The sequence below is a fragment of the Prevotella dentalis DSM 3688 genome, from assembly GCF_000242335.1.
GTDB classification, from domain to species: domain Bacteria; phylum Bacteroidota; class Bacteroidia; order Bacteroidales; family Bacteroidaceae; genus Prevotella; species Prevotella seregens.
In genome coordinates this window covers 269,335-287,470 of sequence record NC_019960.1, presented here as the reverse complement: position 1 = coordinate 287,470, position 18,136 = coordinate 269,335, and the positions used below count along the sequence as shown (strand labels likewise).

Here is an 18,136-nt window from a genome sequence, read left to right as displayed (position 1 = left end):
TCGGGCCGTTTTCTTATGAACCACGGTCGTGTCCCATGGCCCATGCCTGTCCCAACGCCATGATGGGCAACATCGAGGAGGAGCGCCACGATGCCACCAAGGGCAACATTGGGGGGAGGCGGGCAAGAACGGGGTGCCGCCACGAAAAAACGAGAGGCCGCAACCCTCCACGGGGTTGCGGCCTCTCGCATTGAAATGTATGTCGAATCAATTACTCGGCTGCCACCGGGTCGGCATAGTCGAGCACATTCTTCTTGTTGGCCTCCATGCGCTCGTATTCCTCCTTGGAACCGACGATGAGCCGATCCCACTGGCGCATGCCCGTGCCGGCGGGGACGAGGTGGCCGCAAATCACGTTCTCCTTCATGCCCTCCAGATGGTCTATCTTGCCACGGATGGCAGCCTCGTTGAGCACCTTGGTGGTCTCCTGGAAGGAGGCGGCGCTCATGAAGCTCTTGGTGCCGAGGGCGGCACGCGTGATGCCCTGGAGAATCTGGGTGGACGTGGCGGGCACGGCCTCGCGCACCTGAACGGGCTTGAGGTCGCGGCGCTTCAGGCTGGAGTTCTCGTCGCGCAGCTTGCGGGCCGTCACGATCTGGCCTTTCTGGAGCGTGTCGGAATCGCCGGCGTCGATGACCACTTTCTTGCCCCAGATGCGGTCGTTCTCCTCGCCGAAGTCGAGCTTGTCGACGAGCTGCTGCTCCAGGAAGATGGTGTCGCCCGGGTCGTCGATGCGCACCTTGCGCATCATCTGGCGCACGATGATCTCGAAGTGCTTGTCGTTGATCTTCACACCCTGCAGTCGGTACACGTTCTGCACCTCGTTGACGATGTACTCCTGCACGGCCGTGGGGCCCTGGATGGCCAGGATGTCGCTCGGCGTGACCTCACCGTCGGAGAGTGCGGTGCCGGCCCGCACGGCGTCGTGCTCCTGCACCAGAATCTGGCGCGACAGGGGCACGAGATACTTGCGCTGCTCGGCCGTCTTGGAGGTGACGACAATCTCGCGGTTGCCACGCTTGAGCTTGCCCATGGACACCTCGCCGTCGATCTCGGAAACCACGGCGGGGTTGGACGGGTTGCGGGCCTCGAAGAGCTCGGTGACACGGGGCAGACCGCCGGTGATGCCGCCGGCGCTGAACACCGAACGGGAGATGCGCACCAGCGTGGTGCCGGTGGCGATGGTCTGGCCGTCCTCGATGTTGGCGATATGGCCGCCCACGGGGAAGTTGTAGGTGCCGAGCACCTCGCCCTTGGCATCGAGCACGTCGACCATGGGCACGGCGTTGTGGTCGCGCGACTCGATGATGATGCGCTCGGTCATGCCCGAGGTCTCGTCGGTCTCGGCCTTGTAGGTGGAGCCCTCGACCACGTTGCGGAAACGGAGCGTACCGGCATATTCACTGACAATCACGGCATTGAACGGGTCCCACTTGCACACCACGTCGCCCTTCTTCACCACGTCGTTGTTGCCGAAGAACAGGGAGCTGCCGTAGGGCACGTTGTGGGTGGCCATGGCGATGCCCGTGTTGGGGTCGATGAACTGGACCTCGGCCAGACGGCTCACCACCATCTGACAGTCCACCTCGGTCTCGCCCGACTTGTCCACATAGGGAACGGTGCGCAGACCGTCGAACTTCAGGCGGGCGTCGTACTTGGAACGGATGCTGGCATTGGCCGCGGCATTCTCGGCCACACCGCCGGAGTGGAAAGTGCGGAGCGTGAGCTGCGTGCCCGGCTCGCCGATGGCCTGGGCGGCAATGACGCCGACGGCCTCGCCCATCTGCACCATCTTCGAGGTGGCCAAGTTGCGGCCGTAGCACTTGCGGCAGACGCCTTTCTTGCTCTCGCAGGTGAGCACCGAGCGAATCTCGACCATCTCGATCTGTGCGTCTTCGATGGCCTGGGCCTTGGGCTCGGTAATCTCTTCGCCAGCCTGCACAATCACCTCGTTGGTGTGGGGATTGATCACGTCGTGGACGGAGACACGGCCGAGGATGCGCTCGGACAGCATGGAGATGACCTCGTCGCCATCCTTCAGGGCACGGCACTCCAGGCCACGCAGCGTGCCGCAGTCTTCCTCGTTGATGATGACGTCGTGCGACACGTCGACCAGACGGCGGGTGAGGTATCCGGCGTCGGCCGTCTTCATGGCGGTGTCGGCCAGACCCTTGCGGGCGCCATGAGAGGCGATGAAGTACTCCTGCACGGACATGCCCTCCTTGAGGTTGTTCAGAATGGGGTTCTCAATGATGGAGTTGCCCTCGGCACCGGCTTTCTGCGGCTTGGCCATCAGGCCGCGCATGCCGGCAAGCTGGGCAATCTGGTCGGCAGAGCCTCGGGCACCGGAGTCGAGCATCATGTACACGGCATTGAAGCCCTGGTCGGCCTCGGTCATGTGCTTCATGACGGCCTTCTTCAGCCTGTCGTTGACGTGGGTCCAGGCGTCGATGACCTGGTTGTAACGCTCCTTGTCGGTGATGAGACCCATGTCGAAGTTGGAGGTCACCTCGTCGACCTCGTCCTGACCTTTCTGCACAATCTCCGTCTTTTCTTCAGGCACGATGATGTCGTCGAGGTTGAACGAAAGGCCGGCCACATAAGACATGCGGTAACCCAGGTTCTTGATGCCGTCGAGGAACGAGCAGGCGCGGGCCATGCCCACGGAAGTGATCACACTGGCAATCAGGCCGCGGAGCGACTTCTTGGAGATAACCCCGTTGAAGAATCCTATCTCGGAGGGGATGATGCCGTTGACAATGATGCGGCCCACGGAGGTCTCGACCATGTGGCGGACGGGCTTGCCGTCGATCACGTCGTCGACCATGCACTTCACCTGGGCGTGCTCGTCGCAGCGTCCCTCGTTGTGGGCGATGATGGCTTCTTCGGGGCCGTAGAACGTGAGTCCCTCGCCCTTGGCGCCCGGACGAATCTTGGTGATGTAGTACAGACCGAGCACCATGTCCTGCGAAGGAACGGTGACGGGTGCGCCGTTGGCCGGGTTGAGGATGTTGTGGCTCTGGAGCATCAGCACCTGGGCCTCGAGCACAGCCTCGTTGCTCAAGGGCAGATGGACGGCCATCTGGTCGCCGTCGAAGTCGGCGTTGAACGGCGTGCAGGCCAGCGGATGAAGCTGGATGGCCTTGCCCTCGATGAGCTTGGGCTGGAACGCCATCACCGACAGACGGTGCAGCGTGGGGGCACGGTTGAGAAGCACGGGATGGCCTTTCATCACATTCTCCAGAATGTCCCAGATGACCGGTTCGCGACGGTCCACGATCTTCTTGGCGCTCTTCACGGTCTTCACAATGCCGCGCTCGATGAGCTTGCGGATGATGAACGGCTTGTAGAGCTCGGCTGCCATCAGCTTGGGCAGACCGCACTCGCCCATCTTCAGCTCGGGACCCACGACGATGACCGAACGGGCGGAATAGTCCACACGCTTGCCAAGCAGGTTCTGACGGAAACGTCCCTGCTTGCCCTTGAGAGAATCGGAGAGCGACTTGAGCGGACGGTTGGACTCGCTCTTCACGGCACTGGCCTTGCGGCTGTTGTCGAAGAGGGAATCAACGGCCTCCTGAAGCATGCGCTTCTCGTTGCGGAGAATGACCTCGGGGGCCTTGATCTCCATGAGGCGCTTCAGACGGTTGTTGCGGATGATGACGCGGCGATAGAGGTCGTTCAGGTCGGACGTGGCGAAACGGCCGCCGTCCAGCGGAACGAGCGGACGCAGTTCGGGCGGGATGACCGGAATAATCTTCATAATCATCCACTCGGGCTTGTTCACGGCCGTGGAGCTGCGGAATGCCTCGACCACTTGCAGACGCTTCAAGGCCTCGGTCTTGCGCATCTGGCTGGAGTCGTTGTTGGCGCGGTCGCGAAGCTCATAGCTCAGCGAGTCGAGGTCGAGGTCGCCCAGCAGGTCGAGCACCGCCTCGGCACCCATCTTGGCCACAAACTTGTTGGGGTCGGAATCCTCCAGCAAATCGTTGTTGGGGTCGAGCTTGTTGTCTATGATATCGATGTACTCGTCCTCGGACAGCAGGTCGAACTTGTGGGAACCGTTCAGGTCCTCCACGCCGTCTATATCCTTGGCACCAGCCAGCACACCCGGCCGGATGACGACGTACTTCTCATAATAGATGACGGAATCGAGCTTCTTGGTGGGCAAGCCCAGCAGATAGCCTATCTTGTTGGGCAAAGAACGGAAATACCAGATGTGGGCCACGGGCACGACCAGCTCGATATGTCCGCTGCGCTCGCGACGCACCTTTTTCTCTGTCACCTCCACACCGCAACGGTCGCAGACGATACCCTTGTAACGGATGCGCTTGTACTTGCCACAGGCGCACTCATAGTCCTTGGTGGGACCGAAAATCTTCTCGCAGAAGAGGCCGTCGCGCTCGGGCTTGTAAGTACGGTAGTTGATCGTCTCAGGCTTGGTGACCTCACCAAACGAATTTTCCTTAATCTCTTCCGGAGAGGCAAGAGTAATGGTAATCTTGGTGAAATTAGTCTTTACCTTTGTATCTTTTTTGAAAGCCATATTTCTAACTGTTCAATATTCTTATTAATCCAACTTCACGCTCAGTCCAAGGCCGCGGAGCTCATGGAGAAGCACATTGAGAGATTCGGGGATGCCGGGAGTGGGCATGGGGTCGCCCTTCACGATGGACTCGTAGGCCTTGGAACGGCCGGTCACGTCATCACTCTTGAGGGTGAGCATCTCCTGCAGCACATGGCTGGCACCGAAGCCTTCAAGGGCCCAGACCTCCATCTCTCCGAAACGCTGGCCGCCGAACTGCGCCTTACCGCCGAGCGGCTGCTGCGTGATGAGCGAGTACGGGCCGATGGAACGCGCGTGCATCTTGTCCTCCACCATGTGGCCGAGCTTCAGGAAGTAGGTGACACCCACCGTGGCCGGCTGGTCGAAACGCTCGCCCGTCTCACCATCGTAGATATAGGTGGAACAGAGATTGGGCAGGCCTGCCTTGGTGGTCCATTCTTTCAGGTCGTCGAGCTTGGCACCATCGAAAATCGGAGTGGCAAACTTCTTGCCGAGCCTACGGCCGGCGGCGCCAAGAATAGCCTCGAAGATCTGCCCGAGATTCATACGCGAAGGCACGCCCATGGGGTTAAGCACCAAGTCTACGGGACGGCCATCCTCCAGGAACGGCATGTCCTCCGCACGTACAATCTTGGACACAATGCCCTTGTTGCCATGGCGACCGGCGAGCTTGTCGCCCACCTGAATCTTGCGCTTCTTGGCAATGTACACCTTGGCCATCTTGAGCACGCCGGAGGGCAGCTCGTCGCCGATGGTGATTGCAAACTTGCGACGGTTCAGCTCGGCAGCCTGCTGCTTGGCCTTGTGGATATAGTTCATGATGAGCTTCTGTATCATGCCGTTGGTGTGGTCGTCGTCGGTCCATCCGTTGCTTTGGATGCCGTCGTACTCCAAGTTCTTGAGTGCAGCCACCGTGAATTTGCTGCCCTTGGTGATAATCTCGGCATCGGTGTAGTCCTTGACGCCCTGGCAAGTCTTGTCTTCGGTCAGGGTGAGCAGCTTGTCCACAAGCATGTTCTTCAGCTCGTCGCCCTTGGCCTCATACTCCTCGTCGATCTTCTGAAGCAACACCTTGTCCTGACGCTTCGACTCGCGGGTCTTCTCGGCACGTGCAAAGAGTTTCTTGTCGATAACGACACCGCTCAGTGACGGGTTGGCCTTGAGTGAAGAATCCTTCACGTCGCCGGCCTTGTCGCCGAAGATGGCGCGGAGCAACTTCTCCTCGGGCGAGGGGTCGCTCTCGCCCTTGGGCGAAATCTTGCCAATCATGATGTCGCCCGGTTCGACACGGGCTCCCACACGGATGATACCGTTGTCGTCAAGGTCCTTGGTGGCTTCCTCGCTCACATTGGGAATGTCGCTGGTGAACACTTCCACGCCGCGCTTGGTCTCGCGCACGTCGAGCGAATACTCGTCCACATGCACGGAGGTAAGCACGTCCTCACGTACCATGCGCTCTGAGATAACCACGGCATCCTCATAGTTGTAGCCCTTCCACGGCATGTAGGCCACGAGCAGGTTGCGGCCCAAGGCAAGCTCGCCGTTCTCGGTGGCATAGCCCTCGGTGAGAATGTCGCCCTTCTTCACACGCTGGCCTTTGCTGCAAATCGGACGCAGGTCGATGGTCATGTTCTGGTTGGTGCGACGGAATTTCGGTATGCGGTATTCTTTCAAGGCCGGCTCGAAGCTGACGAATTCATCTTCCTCGGTACGGTCGTACAAGATACGGATGGTTGTGGCGTCCACGTATTCGATGACACCTTCGCCCTCGGCCGTAATCATCGTGCGGCTGTCTTCGCAGACTTGTTTCTCCAGTCCGGTACCCACAATGGGGGCGTCATTGTGCAACAAAGGCACAGCCTGACGCATCATGTTGCATCCCATCAAGGCTCGGTGACCGTCGTCATGCTCCAGGAACGGAATCAAGCTGGCACTGACAGAAGCAATCTGCTGGGGCGACACGTCCATGAGATTCACCTCATCCGGATTCACCACAGGGAAGTCGGCTGCAAAACGGCAATGCACGAAACTACGGATGAAAGTACCGTCGGAATTCAGCGGTGCATTGCCCTGTGCAATCAACTTGCCCTCCTCTTCCTCGGCCGTGAGATAGACCACGTCGTCATTGTTCAAATCAACCGTGGAATCGGCGACTTTGCGGTATGGGGTCTCGATGAAGCCAAGTTCGTTGATGGTGGCATACACACAGAGCGAGGAAATCAAGCCGATGTTCGGGCCTTCGGGCGACTCGATGGGACACAGACGGCCGTAATGGGTGTAGTGCACATCACGCACCTCGAAGCCGGCACGCTCACGAGACAGACCACCGGGGCCCAAGGCGGAAAGACGACGCTTGTGTGTCACCTCTGCCAGCGGGTTGGTCTGATCCATGAACTGACTCAGCGGGTTGGTTCCGAAGAATGAGTTGATAACACTGGAGATGGTCTTGGCATTGATGAGGTCGGTCGGGGTGAACACCTCATTGTCGCGCACGTTCATACGCTCGCGAATGGTGCGGCTCATTCGGGCAAGTCCGATTGAGAACTGGTTGGCCAACTGCTCGCCCACCGTGCGGACACGGCGGTTGGACAGGTGGTCAATATCATCAACCGTTGCATTGGAGTTGATGAGCTTGATGAGATACTTGATAATCTCAATAATATCCTCCTTGGTCAGCACGCGCGTGTCCATGTCGATGTTCTCGCCCAACTTCCTGTTGATGCGATAACGTCCAACCTCACCGAGGTCGTAGCGCTTGTCCGAGAAAAACAGGTTCTGGAACACCTCGCGTGCGCTGGCATCATCTGCCGGGTCGGCATTGCGCAGTTGGCGATAGATGTAGTTCACTGCCTCACGCTCGGAGTTGCTGGTATCTTTCTTCAGAGTCTCGAAGATAATATCGAATTTGCTGGCAGCCTCGGCATCCTTGTGCACAAGCACGGTAGAGGTTCCACTCCCAAGGATTTCCTCGAAATTCTCCTCATTGATTTCCGTCTCACGCTCAAGAATCACCTCATTGCGCTCAACAGTCACCACCTCACCCGTGTCCTCGTCTACGAAATCTTCATTCCAGCTTTTCAGCACGCGTGCAGCAAGTTTGCGGCCGACAAGTTCCTTACGGTTTTTCTTGTTGACCTTAATTTCCTCTGCAAGATCGAAAATCTGAAGAATTTCCTTGTCGCTCTCATAACCGATGGCACGAAGAAGTGTTGTAACCGGCAACTTCTTCTTGCGATCGATGTAAGCATACATCACATTATTAATATCAGTGGCAAACTCTATCCAGGAACCCTTGAACGGAATAATGCGCGCACTGTAGAGCACGGTACCGTTGGCATGAACGCCTTGGCCGAAGAAAACACCCGGCGAGCGATGGAGCTGGGCCACAACGACACGCTCGGCACCATTGATGATAAAGGTGCCGTTGTCCGTCATGTACGGAATCGTTCCCAAGAAAACATCCTGAATGAACGTGCCGAAATCCTCATGCTCTGGATCCGTGCAGTAAAGTTTCATCTTGGCCTTCAAGGGTACGCTGTACGTCAGTCCGCGCTCCAAACACTCGTCGATAGTGTAGCGCGGCGGATCAATATAGTAATCCAAGAACTCAAGAACAAAATTATTACGCGTGTCGGTGATAGGGAAGTTCTCTGCGAACACCTTATACAGACCGTCATTCTTGCGTTCCTCAGGCGGAGTATCTAACTGCAGGAAATCTTTGAACGACTTCAGCTGAACATCCAAAAAATCCGGGTAGGGATACGGATTCTGAACGCTGGCAAAGTTTTCTCTGTTATTAATAATGTTTGACATAAATGATAATTATTGGTATAATACCTACTGCCCCTATCGGGCGTAAAAGAGAAAAAACTATAAAGACACAAAAAAGTTAGGACTTACCGACTGGGCAAATCCTAACTGTTTATGTGTATGAATCAGTACAGAGACTGAATTACTTAAGCTCTACCTTGGCACCAGCCTCTTCAATAGCCTTCTTCAGGCTCTCGGCCTCGTCCTTGGAAACGCCTTCCTTGATGGTAGCGGGAGCACCTTCAACGAGAGCCTTGGCCTCTTTCAGACCGAGACCACAAGCCTCCTTCACGGCTTTAACCACCTGAAGCTTTGTAGCACCGATGTCAGTGAGGACAACATCGAAAGATGTCTTCTCCTCGGCTGCGGCGGCAGCACCACCAGCAGCCGGACCGGCAGCCACAGCAACAGCTGCAGCGGCGGGCTCGATACCATACTCGTCCTTCAGGACTGTTGCCAACTCATTCACTTCCTTAACAGTAAGATTTACTAACTCTTCTGCAATAGCTTTTACGTCTGCCATTTTATTCTAAAATTTTATTATTTGCGTTAAAAACAATTTCGACTTTATAAGGATTTACTCAGGACGCTCGCCTAAAGTCTTCAGCACACCATGAATAGTGTTTGCGCCTGACTGGAGTGCAGAAACCACATTCTTTGTGGGAGACTGCAAGAGGGCAACGATGTCTGCAATGACCTCGTTCTTGCTCTTGATAGAAGCCAGCTCGTCAAGCTTGTCAGCACCCACATAGATGCCTTCTTCTGCATAAGCTGCCTTCAGAGAGGGAACACCAGCCTTTTCAACATCCTTATCTTTCAGCAGCTTGGCAGGCAGATTGGCAGTCTCTGCAAAGAGAACAGCTGTATTGCCCTTAAGCACACTATAAAGATCGGAGAAATCAACATCAGAAGCTTCAAATGCCTTGTGGAGAAGTTTGTTCTTCACAACAACCATCTTGATCTCCTGCTTGAAACACTTGCGGCGAAGTGAACTCGTAGCCTCTGCATTCATTCCAGTAACGTCTACCAGATAAAAATGAGGATACTTCTTCAGCTTCTCACCAAGGTCAACAATAATAGTATCTTTTACTTCTTTCTTCATTTTACCAAACTTTTGGAGTTATTCAACTGATTTAGGATCAATCTTAATACCCTTACTCATCGTACTTGAAATAAAGATACTCTTCAGGTATGTACCCTTGGCTGCGGCCGGCTTCAGGCGAATGATTGTATTGATAAACTCCTTGGCATTGCCATAAATCTGTTCAGTAGTCATAGAGACCTTACCGATAGAAGAATGGATGATACCAGCCTTGTCTACCTTGAAATCAATCTTACCCTGCTTTACCTCCTTGACAGCTTTGGCAACATCCATGGTCACCGTACCGCTCTTGGGGTTAGGCATCAAACCGCGAGGACCGAGGAAACGACCCAACGGACCTACCTTACCCATGCAAGATGGCATCGTAATAATCACGTCAATGTCAAGCCAGCCACCCTTAATCTTGTCGATATATTCATCAAGACCCACGTAATCAGCACCAGCTTCCTTAGCAGCGGCCTCCTGATCAGGGGTACAGAGCGCGAGCACACGTACGGTCTTACCAGTTCCATTGGGCAGAGAAACCACACCACGAACCATCTGGTTAGCCTTGCGCGGATCCACTCCCAAGCGCACATCAATATCAAGAGAAGCATCAAACTTAGTAGTGGTAATTTCCTTCACCAGCTCTGCAGCCTCTTTCAACGTATATGTCTTCCCTGCTTCAACCTTCTCAGCTACTGATTTCTGATTTTTTGTCAGTTTACTCATTTTACTTACTTAAATTGAAGTTTAATATTATTCAGGGAAGTCCCCTTTAACCGTGATACCCATACTACGAGCAGTACCAGCAACAAGTTTCATGGCACTCTCTACAGTAAAGCAGTTCAAATCTGTCATCTTATCCTCGGCTATTGCCTTAACCTGTTCCCAGGTCACAGAGGCAACTTTCTTACGGTTGGGCTGACCAGAACCAGACTTTACCTTAGCGGCTTCTTTCAACTGAATAGCTGCAGGAGGAGTCTTGATTACGAAGCTGAATGACTTGTCTGTGTAGTAAGTGATAACAACTGGCAATACCTTGCCGGCCTTATCCTGGGTACGGGCGTTGAACTCTTTGCAGAATCCCATAATGTTGATACCCTTAGAACCCAATGCAGGGCCTACGGGTGGCGAGGGATTTGCAGCGCCTCCTTTAATCTGTAATTTGATTAATCCAGCAACTTCTTTAGCCATTTCTTTCTAAATATAAATAAATGTAACGTATAAAAAGTACAGAAAGCCCGTAACAACTACTCTGCAACTTTTTCGACTTGCATAAAACCAAGCTCCAACGGAGTCTTACGTCCGAAGATCTTAACCATGACTTTCAGTTTACGCTTCTCCGGATTGACTTCTTCAATCACACCTTCAAAGCCTGAGAACGGACCGTCCATCACCTTCACTGTCTCATCAAGAACGTAAGGAATTGACACTTCGTTATCAATCTCACTTTCTTCCGCAGCACCAATCATACGATTAATCTGCGACTGAGGCACTGGGTTCGGGTTATCCAAGCCACCAAGAAATCCTAAGCAGTTAGGCATAAAACGCAACGTTGCAGCCACGTCACCCACAAGCTCTGCCTGAACAAAAATATAGCCGGGAAGAGAAATCTTCTCTTTCTCAACTCTCTTTCCGTTACGGACAGCAGCATGCTTCTCCATGGGTATCAACACCTGGAAAACATGATCAGCAAGCAACGTGTTATGCTTCAATTCAGCCTCGATGTATTCTTTCAACTTAGCTTCCTTTCCGCTAACTGCACGCATTACGTACCAGTTCTTTCCTGTTTCAGCCATTTTCTTGATGAATTAACCTGGGTAAACGATTCCCATCAGGTTCTTGAACACGAAATCCATTGCGAACACAACCAATGCGATGACAAGGGAAGCAGATAATACAATCATCGCACTATGAGTAAGTTCGGCACGAGTCGGCCAAGTAGTATTATGCGCAAGTTCGTCGTAACTATTCTTGCAATAATTTACTATTTTCTTAAGCATATTATCTTTTTTTGGCACGGGTTGAAAGACTCGAACTCTCGACACCTGGTTTTGGAGACCAGTGCTCTACCAACTGAGCTAAACCCGTAAGAAAGTCTCCGTAACCGCAGTTGCGGAGACCCTTATATTTTGAGCTTTACTTTGCTCTCATATTAGCTTATTAAGCCTCTTTCACATCATCGAGGATTGCCGTAATCTGGCCAGAGCCTACCGTACGACCACCCTCACGAATTGCAAAACGAAGACCCTCATTCAAGGCGACACGATAAATCAGAGTAACTTCAATCTCAACGTTGTCACCAGGCATTACCATGTCTACGCCAGCAGGAAGAGTAATTTCACCTGTGCAGTCCATGGTGCGAAGATAGAACTGAGGACGATACTTGTTGCCGAACGGAGTGTGACGACCGCCTTCTTCTTTCTTCAGAACGTAGATAGAAGCCTTGAAGTGATCGTGAGGAGTGATTGCACCCGGATGCACGACAACCATACCACGCTTTACCTCCTCCTTGTCGATACCGCGGAGAAGAAGACCTACGTTGTCACCAGCCTCACCCTCGGGAAGAGTCTTACGGAACATCTCAACACCTGTGATAACCGATTTCTTGTCTTCACCAAGACCAAGTAGCTGAACCTCATCGCCAATGTGACACTTACCTGTCTCAATACGACCTGTAGCAACCGTACCACGGCCTGTGATAGAGAACACATCCTCAACAGGCATCAAGAAAGGCTTGTCAACCTCACGCACCGGCTCCTGGATCCAATTGTCAACAGTATCCATCAGCTCCATCACGCTATCCTGCCACTTTTGCACACCGTTCAGTGCACCAAGTGCAGAACCTACGATGATAGGAGTATCTTCCTCGTAACCATAAGAGGTAAGCAGGTCGGTAACGTCCATCTTCACGAGGTCGATCATTTCCTCATCAACTTCAGGGTCATCACACTTGTTCAAGAAGACAACCAGACGGGGAACGTTTACCTGACGGGCGAGCAACACGTGCTCACGAGTCTGAGGCATAGGACCATCAGTAGCAGCTACCACAAGAATAGCACCGTCCATCTGGGCAGCACCAGTTACCATGTTCTTCACATAGTCGGCGTGACCCGGACAGTCCACGTGCGCATAGTGACGCTTTGCCGTCTCATACTCAATATGGGCCGTATTAATGGTAATACCACGCTCTTTTTCCTCCGGAGCGTTGTCAATCTGATCGAAAGACTTCACATCCTCACCAGTGCCCAGACGCTCGTGCAGCGTCAGAGAGATGGCAGCAGTCAGAGTAGTCTTACCATGGTCCACATGACCAATTGTACCAATGTTAACATGCGGTTTGGTGCGCACGTACGTCTCTTTAGCCATAGCTTTACTTTTTTATTATAATAAATTAAATAATCAATGAATGATACCAGTTTTTCTTCCGTGCTATTTTATTATAGGACAAGAAGCAAAGAGCTGTAACTGAGAGTTGAACTCAGGACCTCTTCCTTACCAAGGAAGTGCTCTACCACTGAGCTATTACAGCAAAACATTTTGAGCGGAAAACGGGGCTCAAACCCGCGACCCCCAGCTTGGAAGGCTAGTGCTCTATCAACTGAGCTATTTCCGCAATTTCCATCTTCCATAGAAAGAAGTGGGTGGTGATGGATTCGAACCACCGAAGGCAAGAGCCAGCAGATTTACAGTCTGCCCCATTTGGCCACTCTGGTAACCACCCTTTTTTCTCAACAATGTCTCCCATACAGAGGAGCCTCTTGTCGGATTCGAACCAACGACCCCGAGATTACAAATCACGTGCTCTGGCCAACTGAGCTAAAGAGGCGTATCCTGCAGCCACTTGCGACTTGTCTTAGGACTCGTTGTAAAACGGCTGCAAAGATACTACTTATTTTTTTATCCCCAAAACTTTTCGAGGAAAATTTCAATGGCTTCTCAATTTTTCCTTGAATTTCTCAAGTTGCACACGCATCGCGTCGACACACTGGTCGACCCCTTCCTCAAACGTATCACATGTCTTCGCTACAAAGAGCGGGTTCCCGCCTGGTACGGTAACTGACATGCTGGTTTCTTTATTTAATGCAGTGGCAGGCTTGACAACTTTTAATTGCACCTCTACTTTCCGAATGTCTTCAAATGATTTTTCCAACTTGGCGGTCTTCTTCTCGATGAACGCCTGCAATTTCTCAGTAGTGTCGAAGTGAATCGACTGGATCTTAATTTCCATAGTTACCTCCGTTGTTTTAAAGGTTAGACTCACGCCCTCGGATGGGCATCTTGATATACTCGCTTCAACTGCTCAAAGGTGGTATGAGTATATATCTCCGTCGTAGAGACACTCTCATGTCCCAGCAGCCGCTTGACGCTTTCTATAGTTGCACCGTGATTGAGCATTGCCGTGGCAAAAGTATGACGCAACACATGGGGCGACAATTTTTTTAATGTACAAGCCCCCGCAAGCCGTCGTTTGACTTCAGAACGCACCTGGGACTGCGACATTCTCCGGCCTCGACTCGTCAAGAAGAGCGCATCGTCCAATGACTCCACTTCGCTATCTCGCACCTGGATAAAATGAGACAAAGCCTCACTCAATTCTTCTCCAAAAGGTATGATGCGCTGCTTGTTCCCCTTGCCAGTTACCTTTAACTGACGACCAGTCCAGTCAATGTCTCCATCGGTCAAACCTATCAGCTCTGACAACCGAACACCTGTCTCGTAAAACGTCATAATAATAGTACGATCGCGCACATCTACATAATCCGTTCCCCAAGCAGTCTCGTCCAGCAATCTGTCCATGTCGTTCTCTTTCAAGAATAGTGGCAAAGGCTTCTCCCTTTTGGGAGCCTCAATACCATGGGCAGGGTCTTTGTCTATCAAATGGCGAGCCAGCGCAAAATGATACAGAGAACGCAAAGCCGACAGGCGCCGATTGACACTTGCGGCCCGGTTTCCCCGATCCATCATGCTCTCCATCCAATCCCGAATGACATCGCCATCCACAGACTCCCAAGAGATCTGTCCGTTCAAATTCTTGAAGAATCTCTCAAAAGCCCGCAGATCATCCGCGTAGTTTTTCACTGTCAACGGAGAACGACGAAGCTCATACCGCAGATAGTCCAAGAATCCTTCAATCATCATCTGGCGTTGCATCCATCTCGTTTACACGATGTTTCTGGCAACGAAAATACAGAAATTAATTTAAACTACCAAATTTTCCGGGGAAAAATTACTCTTCCTCGCGACGCAGTTTCTGTACGTAGATAGCGTGTTCCATCTTCAAGCGCTTCAAGACAGAAGGCTTGTCGAACTGCTGACGTGCACGGAGTTCTTTCACGACACCAGTCTTTTCAAACTTTCTTTTGAACTTCTTGAGTGCTCTTTCGATGTTCTCACCATCCTTAACGGGTACAATAATCATTTTGTCTTGGTTTTAAAATTTTATGATGTAACTTGGCGAAAGGGTATAACGCCACTATTCGCAACTGCAAAATTACGGCTTATTTTTCTAACAACCAAATATTTAGCGGCTTTTATCATACATCGCGTAACAAGCAGCAGCCGGACACAAGCCACAATATTTGCTTCCAACAAAGACCTACACCTTATTATATATAAGTGAACGACCCTACTCTGTATGACTACATCCCAGATTCACTTCTGCAGATTTTCCGTGTTGCCCCTTTCAGCCATGCCTGTTCCTCAACATCAAGGTGTGGGGCTAGTTCTGCATACACCCGGTCATGGTACCAATTGATCCAATCGATCTCCTCTGGCAACAGTTCGTCCAAATTGATTGGTACAATATCAATAGGGCAAAGTGTAAGCGGTTCAAACTGCAGGAACGAGCCGAATTCCGTCTCTTTAAAGAACGTAACAAGCAGCGTGTTCTCCGTGCGCACGCCAAATCGTCCAGCCAAATAGAGCCCCGGTTCATCGGTCACGGTCATGCCGGGCTGCAAAGGCGTTGGTTTGTATTCCATACGAATCTGGTGAGGACCTTCATGCACATTCAGGTAGGAGCCTACACCATGACCCGTACCATGCAGATAATTCAGCCCCTCGTGCCACATGGCCGCACGTGCCAGCGCGTCCAACTGTGTGCCACAAGCCCCGGCTGGAAACTTGCAGAGTTGCAATTGAATGTGCCCTTTCAGCACCAACGTATAGACATGGCGCTCCTCTGCCGTGAGTGGCCCCAATGCTATGGTGCGGGTAATATCCGTCGTTCCATCTTGGTATTGCGCGCCACTGTCGAGCAGCAGTAGTCCACGAGGGGCCAAAGGCATATCCGTTTCGGGAGTTGCCTCATAATGCACGATAGCGCCATGAGGGCCATACCCTGCAATGGTATCGAAGCTGACACCGCGGAAAAGAGGCTGTTCTGCGCGCAGAGATGTGAGCTTCCGATCTATCGACCGTTCTGTCTGCCCTCCAGCCTCCACAGCCGGCTTGAGCCATTTCAGGAATTTCACCATCGCCACTCCATCACGCAGCATAGCCCGACGAAATCCCTGAATTTCCACCTCGTTCTTCACAGCTTTCATCTCCGGGATGGGTGATGTCCCACGCACCACTTTCGCCCGCCCGCTCACCTGAGAAAGCGTATAGTTAGTTTCTTCTGGATCGAGCAGAATATTATATGCAAAGTAATCTTTCAATCCCTGAACCACCTCCTCATAAGCAGCCGTCTGCACACCCTCTGCTGCCAAATAAGCCTCCACTTTGGGTGTCAGTTTGCTCAATGGACAGTACAAGACGGTTCCTTCTGGGCTGATGAGCAAATAGCTCACCACCACGGGGTTACAATGCACATCGTCACCGCGCACGTTCAGAGTCCAGGCAATATCATCCAATGCCGACACCAGCATACCGTCAATATGCCGTTTGCGCAAAGCCTGGCGAATGCGTGCAAGTTTCGATCGGGCCGATTCCCCAGCATATTCCATGGGTTGTATCTCTATCTTGCCTTTCGGAATCTGAGGACGGTCTTTCCAGATAAAGGACAACGGATCAAAGTTGGTGCGCACCGTGATGCCACCCTGTTGACGCAATTCTTCGGCCAAACTCTCTACGCGCTCTGCCGAATTCACCATACCGTCCATGCCTACCACAGCCCCATTATACTCTTTCAACTGCTGGCCGAGCCAATCAGTAATGGTGGGAGTACCCGGTACTTTCTGTTTCATCAATTGGAACTCTGTTCCCTGGAGCTGTTCGGCAGCAGCAAGAAAATAACGGCTGTCAGTCCACAAAGCTGCAGAACACATGGTCACAACTGCCGTACCAGCCGACCCATTGAACCCACTGATCCACTCGCGTCCTTTCCACCGGTCTGGAACGTACTCACTGTTGTGCGGGTCGGTACTCGGAAACACAAAGGCATCTATTCCTTCACGCTGCATCACCTCCCTCAAATCAGATAATCTTTGCTCTATATTCATTAGACTTTTATTTTGTAAGACAGACATGACAAAGGTAGCGATTTTAAGAATAAACAACAAATTAAACAGGAAATAAATCTCGCTTTTGCTCGATTTTATTGTAACTTTGCATACGTAGCAGATGTGTATAACAACACGTCCACAGCACATTGTCCAGACAATAGCAAAACATCTTTAAAACATTTAAATATACTAAGTAGTTATGAAGTTCTTAACAAACGAGAAGCTCGTCATCGTCGGTGCCGGCGGTATGATTGGTTCCAACATGGTTCAGACTGTCCTCACACTCGGTCTGACTCCCAATGTTTGTCTGTACGACATCTATGAACCGGGGGTTCATGGCGTGTTCGACGAAATGGAGCAGTGTGCCTTTCCGGGTGCCAACTTGTCCTACACCGTTGATGCCGCCGAAGCTTTCACAGGTGCCAAATACATCATTTCTTCCGGTGGTGCTCCCCGTAAGGAGGGTATGACTCGCGAAGATCTGTTGAAAGGCAATTGTAAGATTGCTGCCGACTTCGGTGAGAACATCAAGAAATACTGCCCCGATGTGAAGCACGTGGTAGTGATCTTCAACCCTGCCGACGTGACGGCCCTCACTGCACTGATTCACTCCGGACTGAAGCCCAACCAGCTCACCTCTCTTGCTGCCCTCGACTCTACCCGTCTGCAGCAGGCTCTGGCACACGAATTCGGCGTACAGCAAGACAAAGTGACCGGTGCCCATACCTTTGGTGGCCATGGCGAGCAGATGGCCGTATTCGCTTCTCAGGTAAAGATCGACGGCAAGCCCCTGTCGGAGATGAATCTGTCGGAGGAGCGTTGGGCGGAGATCAAGCACAACACCGTTCAGGGCGGCTCGAACATCATCAAGCTCCGCGGCCGTAGTTCTTTCCAAAGTCCTGCTTACAATGCTGTGAAGATGATCGAAGCAGCCATGGGTGGTGAAAAGTTCACTCTGCCGGCAGGCTGCTATGTGAACGACGACAAGCTCGGCTTCCACAATGTGATGATGGCCATGCCTACTACCATTGATGCCACAGGCGTACACTATACAGAGCCGACAGGCACAGCCGAGGAAATGGTAGAGCTCAAGGCTTCTTACGAACATCTCTGCAAGATGCGCGACGAGATTGTCAGCCTCGACATTGTTCCCGCCGTTGCCGATTGGAAGAAAGATAACGCCAATCTCTAAGTCCGGTTCCACAAGGTTCCACAACTCTAACATTC

At 52.4% G+C, this 18,136-nt stretch carries 14 protein-coding genes and 5 tRNA genes; 1 reads left to right on the top strand and 18 read right to left on the bottom strand.

Annotated features, from left to right (window positions below):
- Positions 1-211 precede the first annotated feature (211 nt).
- From rpoC to PREDE_RS01005, 18 genes are all read right to left on the bottom strand, one after another.
- Positions 212-4,546 carry a DNA-directed RNA polymerase subunit beta' gene (gene rpoC, locus PREDE_RS01090; protein ID WP_005844196.1) on the bottom strand — a complete coding sequence of 1,445 codons (4,335 nt, stop codon included), beginning with the start codon at positions 4,544-4,546 and terminating at the stop codon, positions 212-214.
- A 24-nt stretch (positions 4,547-4,570) separates the two neighbouring features.
- Complete coding sequence (rpoB, locus tag PREDE_RS01085) at positions 4,571-8,380, bottom strand: DNA-directed RNA polymerase subunit beta (RefSeq protein WP_005844197.1); 3,810 nt, start codon at positions 8,378-8,380, stop codon at positions 4,571-4,573.
- A gap of 139 nt (positions 8,381-8,519) precedes the next feature.
- Positions 8,520-8,900 carry a 50S ribosomal protein L7/L12 gene (gene rplL, locus PREDE_RS01080; protein ID WP_005844198.1) on the bottom strand — a complete coding sequence of 127 codons (381 nt, stop codon included), beginning with the start codon at positions 8,898-8,900 and terminating at the stop codon, positions 8,520-8,522.
- 54 nt (positions 8,901-8,954) lie between these two features.
- Positions 8,955-9,479 carry a 50S ribosomal protein L10 gene (rplJ, locus tag PREDE_RS01075; RefSeq protein WP_005844199.1) on the bottom strand — a complete coding sequence of 175 codons (525 nt, stop codon included), beginning with the start codon at positions 9,477-9,479 and terminating at the stop codon, positions 8,955-8,957.
- 18 nt (positions 9,480-9,497) lie between these two features.
- Positions 9,498-10,190 carry a 50S ribosomal protein L1 gene (rplA, locus tag PREDE_RS01070; RefSeq protein WP_005844200.1) on the bottom strand — a complete coding sequence of 231 codons (693 nt, stop codon included), beginning with the start codon at positions 10,188-10,190 and terminating at the stop codon, positions 9,498-9,500.
- Positions 10,191-10,217: 27 nt separating this feature from the next.
- Positions 10,218-10,655, bottom strand: a complete 438-nt coding sequence (rplK, locus tag PREDE_RS01065) for a 50S ribosomal protein L11 (protein ID WP_005844201.1) — start codon at positions 10,653-10,655, stop codon at positions 10,218-10,220.
- A gap of 56 nt (positions 10,656-10,711) precedes the next feature.
- A complete protein-coding gene (gene nusG, locus PREDE_RS01060) occupies positions 10,712-11,260 on the bottom strand; it encodes a transcription termination/antitermination protein NusG (protein WP_005844202.1) in 549 nt (182 codons plus the stop codon).
- A 12-nt stretch (positions 11,261-11,272) separates the two neighbouring features.
- The gene (secE, locus tag PREDE_RS01055; RefSeq protein ID WP_005844204.1) at positions 11,273-11,464 is read right to left on the bottom strand and encodes a preprotein translocase subunit SecE; all 192 of its coding nucleotides are present in this window, start codon (positions 11,462-11,464) and stop codon (positions 11,273-11,275) included.
- Between the two features lie 12 nt (positions 11,465-11,476).
- Positions 11,477-11,552, bottom strand: a tRNA-Trp gene (locus tag PREDE_RS01050).
- A 72-nt stretch (positions 11,553-11,624) separates the two neighbouring features.
- Positions 11,625-12,830 carry an elongation factor Tu gene (gene tuf, locus PREDE_RS01045; RefSeq protein WP_005844206.1) on the bottom strand — a complete coding sequence of 402 codons (1,206 nt, stop codon included), beginning with the start codon at positions 12,828-12,830 and terminating at the stop codon, positions 11,625-11,627.
- 91 nt (positions 12,831-12,921) lie between these two features.
- A tRNA-Thr gene (locus tag PREDE_RS01040) sits at positions 12,922-12,993 on the bottom strand.
- A gap of 11 nt (positions 12,994-13,004) precedes the next feature.
- Positions 13,005-13,077: transfer RNA gene (locus PREDE_RS01035), tRNA-Gly, on the bottom strand.
- A gap of 25 nt (positions 13,078-13,102) precedes the next feature.
- A tRNA-Tyr gene (locus tag PREDE_RS01030) sits at positions 13,103-13,185 on the bottom strand.
- Positions 13,186-13,216: 31 nt separating this feature from the next.
- Positions 13,217-13,290 (bottom strand) — tRNA-Thr (locus tag PREDE_RS01025).
- A gap of 99 nt (positions 13,291-13,389) precedes the next feature.
- A complete protein-coding gene (gene hpf, locus PREDE_RS01020) occupies positions 13,390-13,692 on the bottom strand; it encodes a ribosome hibernation-promoting factor, HPF/YfiA family (RefSeq protein ID WP_005844208.1) in 303 nt (100 codons plus the stop codon).
- A 29-nt stretch (positions 13,693-13,721) separates the two neighbouring features.
- The gene (locus tag PREDE_RS01015) at positions 13,722-14,603 is read right to left on the bottom strand and encodes a tyrosine recombinase XerC (protein WP_044126884.1); all 882 of its coding nucleotides are present in this window, start codon (positions 14,601-14,603) and stop codon (positions 13,722-13,724) included.
- 88 nt (positions 14,604-14,691) lie between these two features.
- Positions 14,692-14,883 (bottom strand): 30S ribosomal protein S21, encoded by a 192-nt coding sequence (gene rpsU / locus PREDE_RS01010; RefSeq protein ID WP_005844212.1) that lies wholly within the window; start codon positions 14,881-14,883, stop codon positions 14,692-14,694.
- Between the two features lie 220 nt (positions 14,884-15,103).
- A complete protein-coding gene (locus PREDE_RS01005) occupies positions 15,104-16,906 on the bottom strand; it encodes an aminopeptidase P family protein (protein ID WP_015298347.1) in 1,803 nt (600 codons plus the stop codon).
- A 202-nt stretch (positions 16,907-17,108) separates the two neighbouring features.
- On the opposite strand from PREDE_RS01005, the gene PREDE_RS01000 reads away from it, so the two are divergent.
- Complete coding sequence (locus PREDE_RS01000) at positions 17,109-18,101, top strand: malate dehydrogenase (RefSeq protein ID WP_005844216.1); 993 nt, start codon at positions 17,109-17,111, stop codon at positions 18,099-18,101.
- The last annotated feature ends 35 nt before the right edge of the window (positions 18,102-18,136 follow it).

Excerpts from the sequence above, each read along its gene's own strand:
- rpoC (WP_005844196.1), bottom strand. The coding sequence starts at position 4,546 with ATGGCTTTCAAAAAAGATACAAAGGTAAAGACTAATTTCACCAAGATT.
- rpoB (WP_005844197.1), bottom strand. The coding sequence starts at position 8,380 with ATGTCAAACATTATTAATAACAGAGAAAACTTTGCCAGCGTTCAGAAT.
- rplL (WP_005844198.1), bottom strand. The coding sequence starts at position 8,900 with ATGGCAGACGTAAAAGCTATTGCAGAAGAGTTAGTAAATCTTACTGTT.
- rplJ (WP_005844199.1), bottom strand. The coding sequence starts at position 9,479 with ATGAAGAAAGAAGTAAAAGATACTATTATTGTTGACCTTGGTGAGAAG.
- rplA (WP_005844200.1), bottom strand. The coding sequence starts at position 10,190 with ATGAGTAAACTGACAAAAAATCAGAAATCAGTAGCTGAGAAGGTTGAA.
- rplK (WP_005844201.1), bottom strand. The coding sequence starts at position 10,655 with ATGGCTAAAGAAGTTGCTGGATTAATCAAATTACAGATTAAAGGAGGC.
- nusG (WP_005844202.1), bottom strand. The coding sequence starts at position 11,260 with ATGGCTGAAACAGGAAAGAACTGGTACGTAATGCGTGCAGTTAGCGGA.
- secE (WP_005844204.1), bottom strand. The coding sequence starts at position 11,464 with ATGCTTAAGAAAATAGTAAATTATTGCAAGAATAGTTACGACGAACTT.
- tuf (WP_005844206.1), bottom strand. The coding sequence starts at position 12,830 with ATGGCTAAAGAGACGTACGTGCGCACCAAACCGCATGTTAACATTGGT.
- hpf (WP_005844208.1), bottom strand. The coding sequence starts at position 13,692 with ATGGAAATTAAGATCCAGTCGATTCACTTCGACACTACTGAGAAATTG.
- PREDE_RS01015 (WP_044126884.1), bottom strand. The coding sequence starts at position 14,603 with ATGATGATTGAAGGATTCTTGGACTATCTGCGGTATGAGCTTCGTCGT.
- rpsU (WP_005844212.1), bottom strand. The coding sequence starts at position 14,883 with ATGATTATTGTACCCGTTAAGGATGGTGAGAACATCGAAAGAGCACTC.
- PREDE_RS01005 (WP_015298347.1), bottom strand. The coding sequence starts at position 16,906 with ATGAATATAGAGCAAAGATTATCTGATTTGAGGGAGGTGATGCAGCGT.
- PREDE_RS01000 (WP_005844216.1), top strand. The coding sequence starts at position 17,109 with ATGAAGTTCTTAACAAACGAGAAGCTCGTCATCGTCGGTGCCGGCGGT.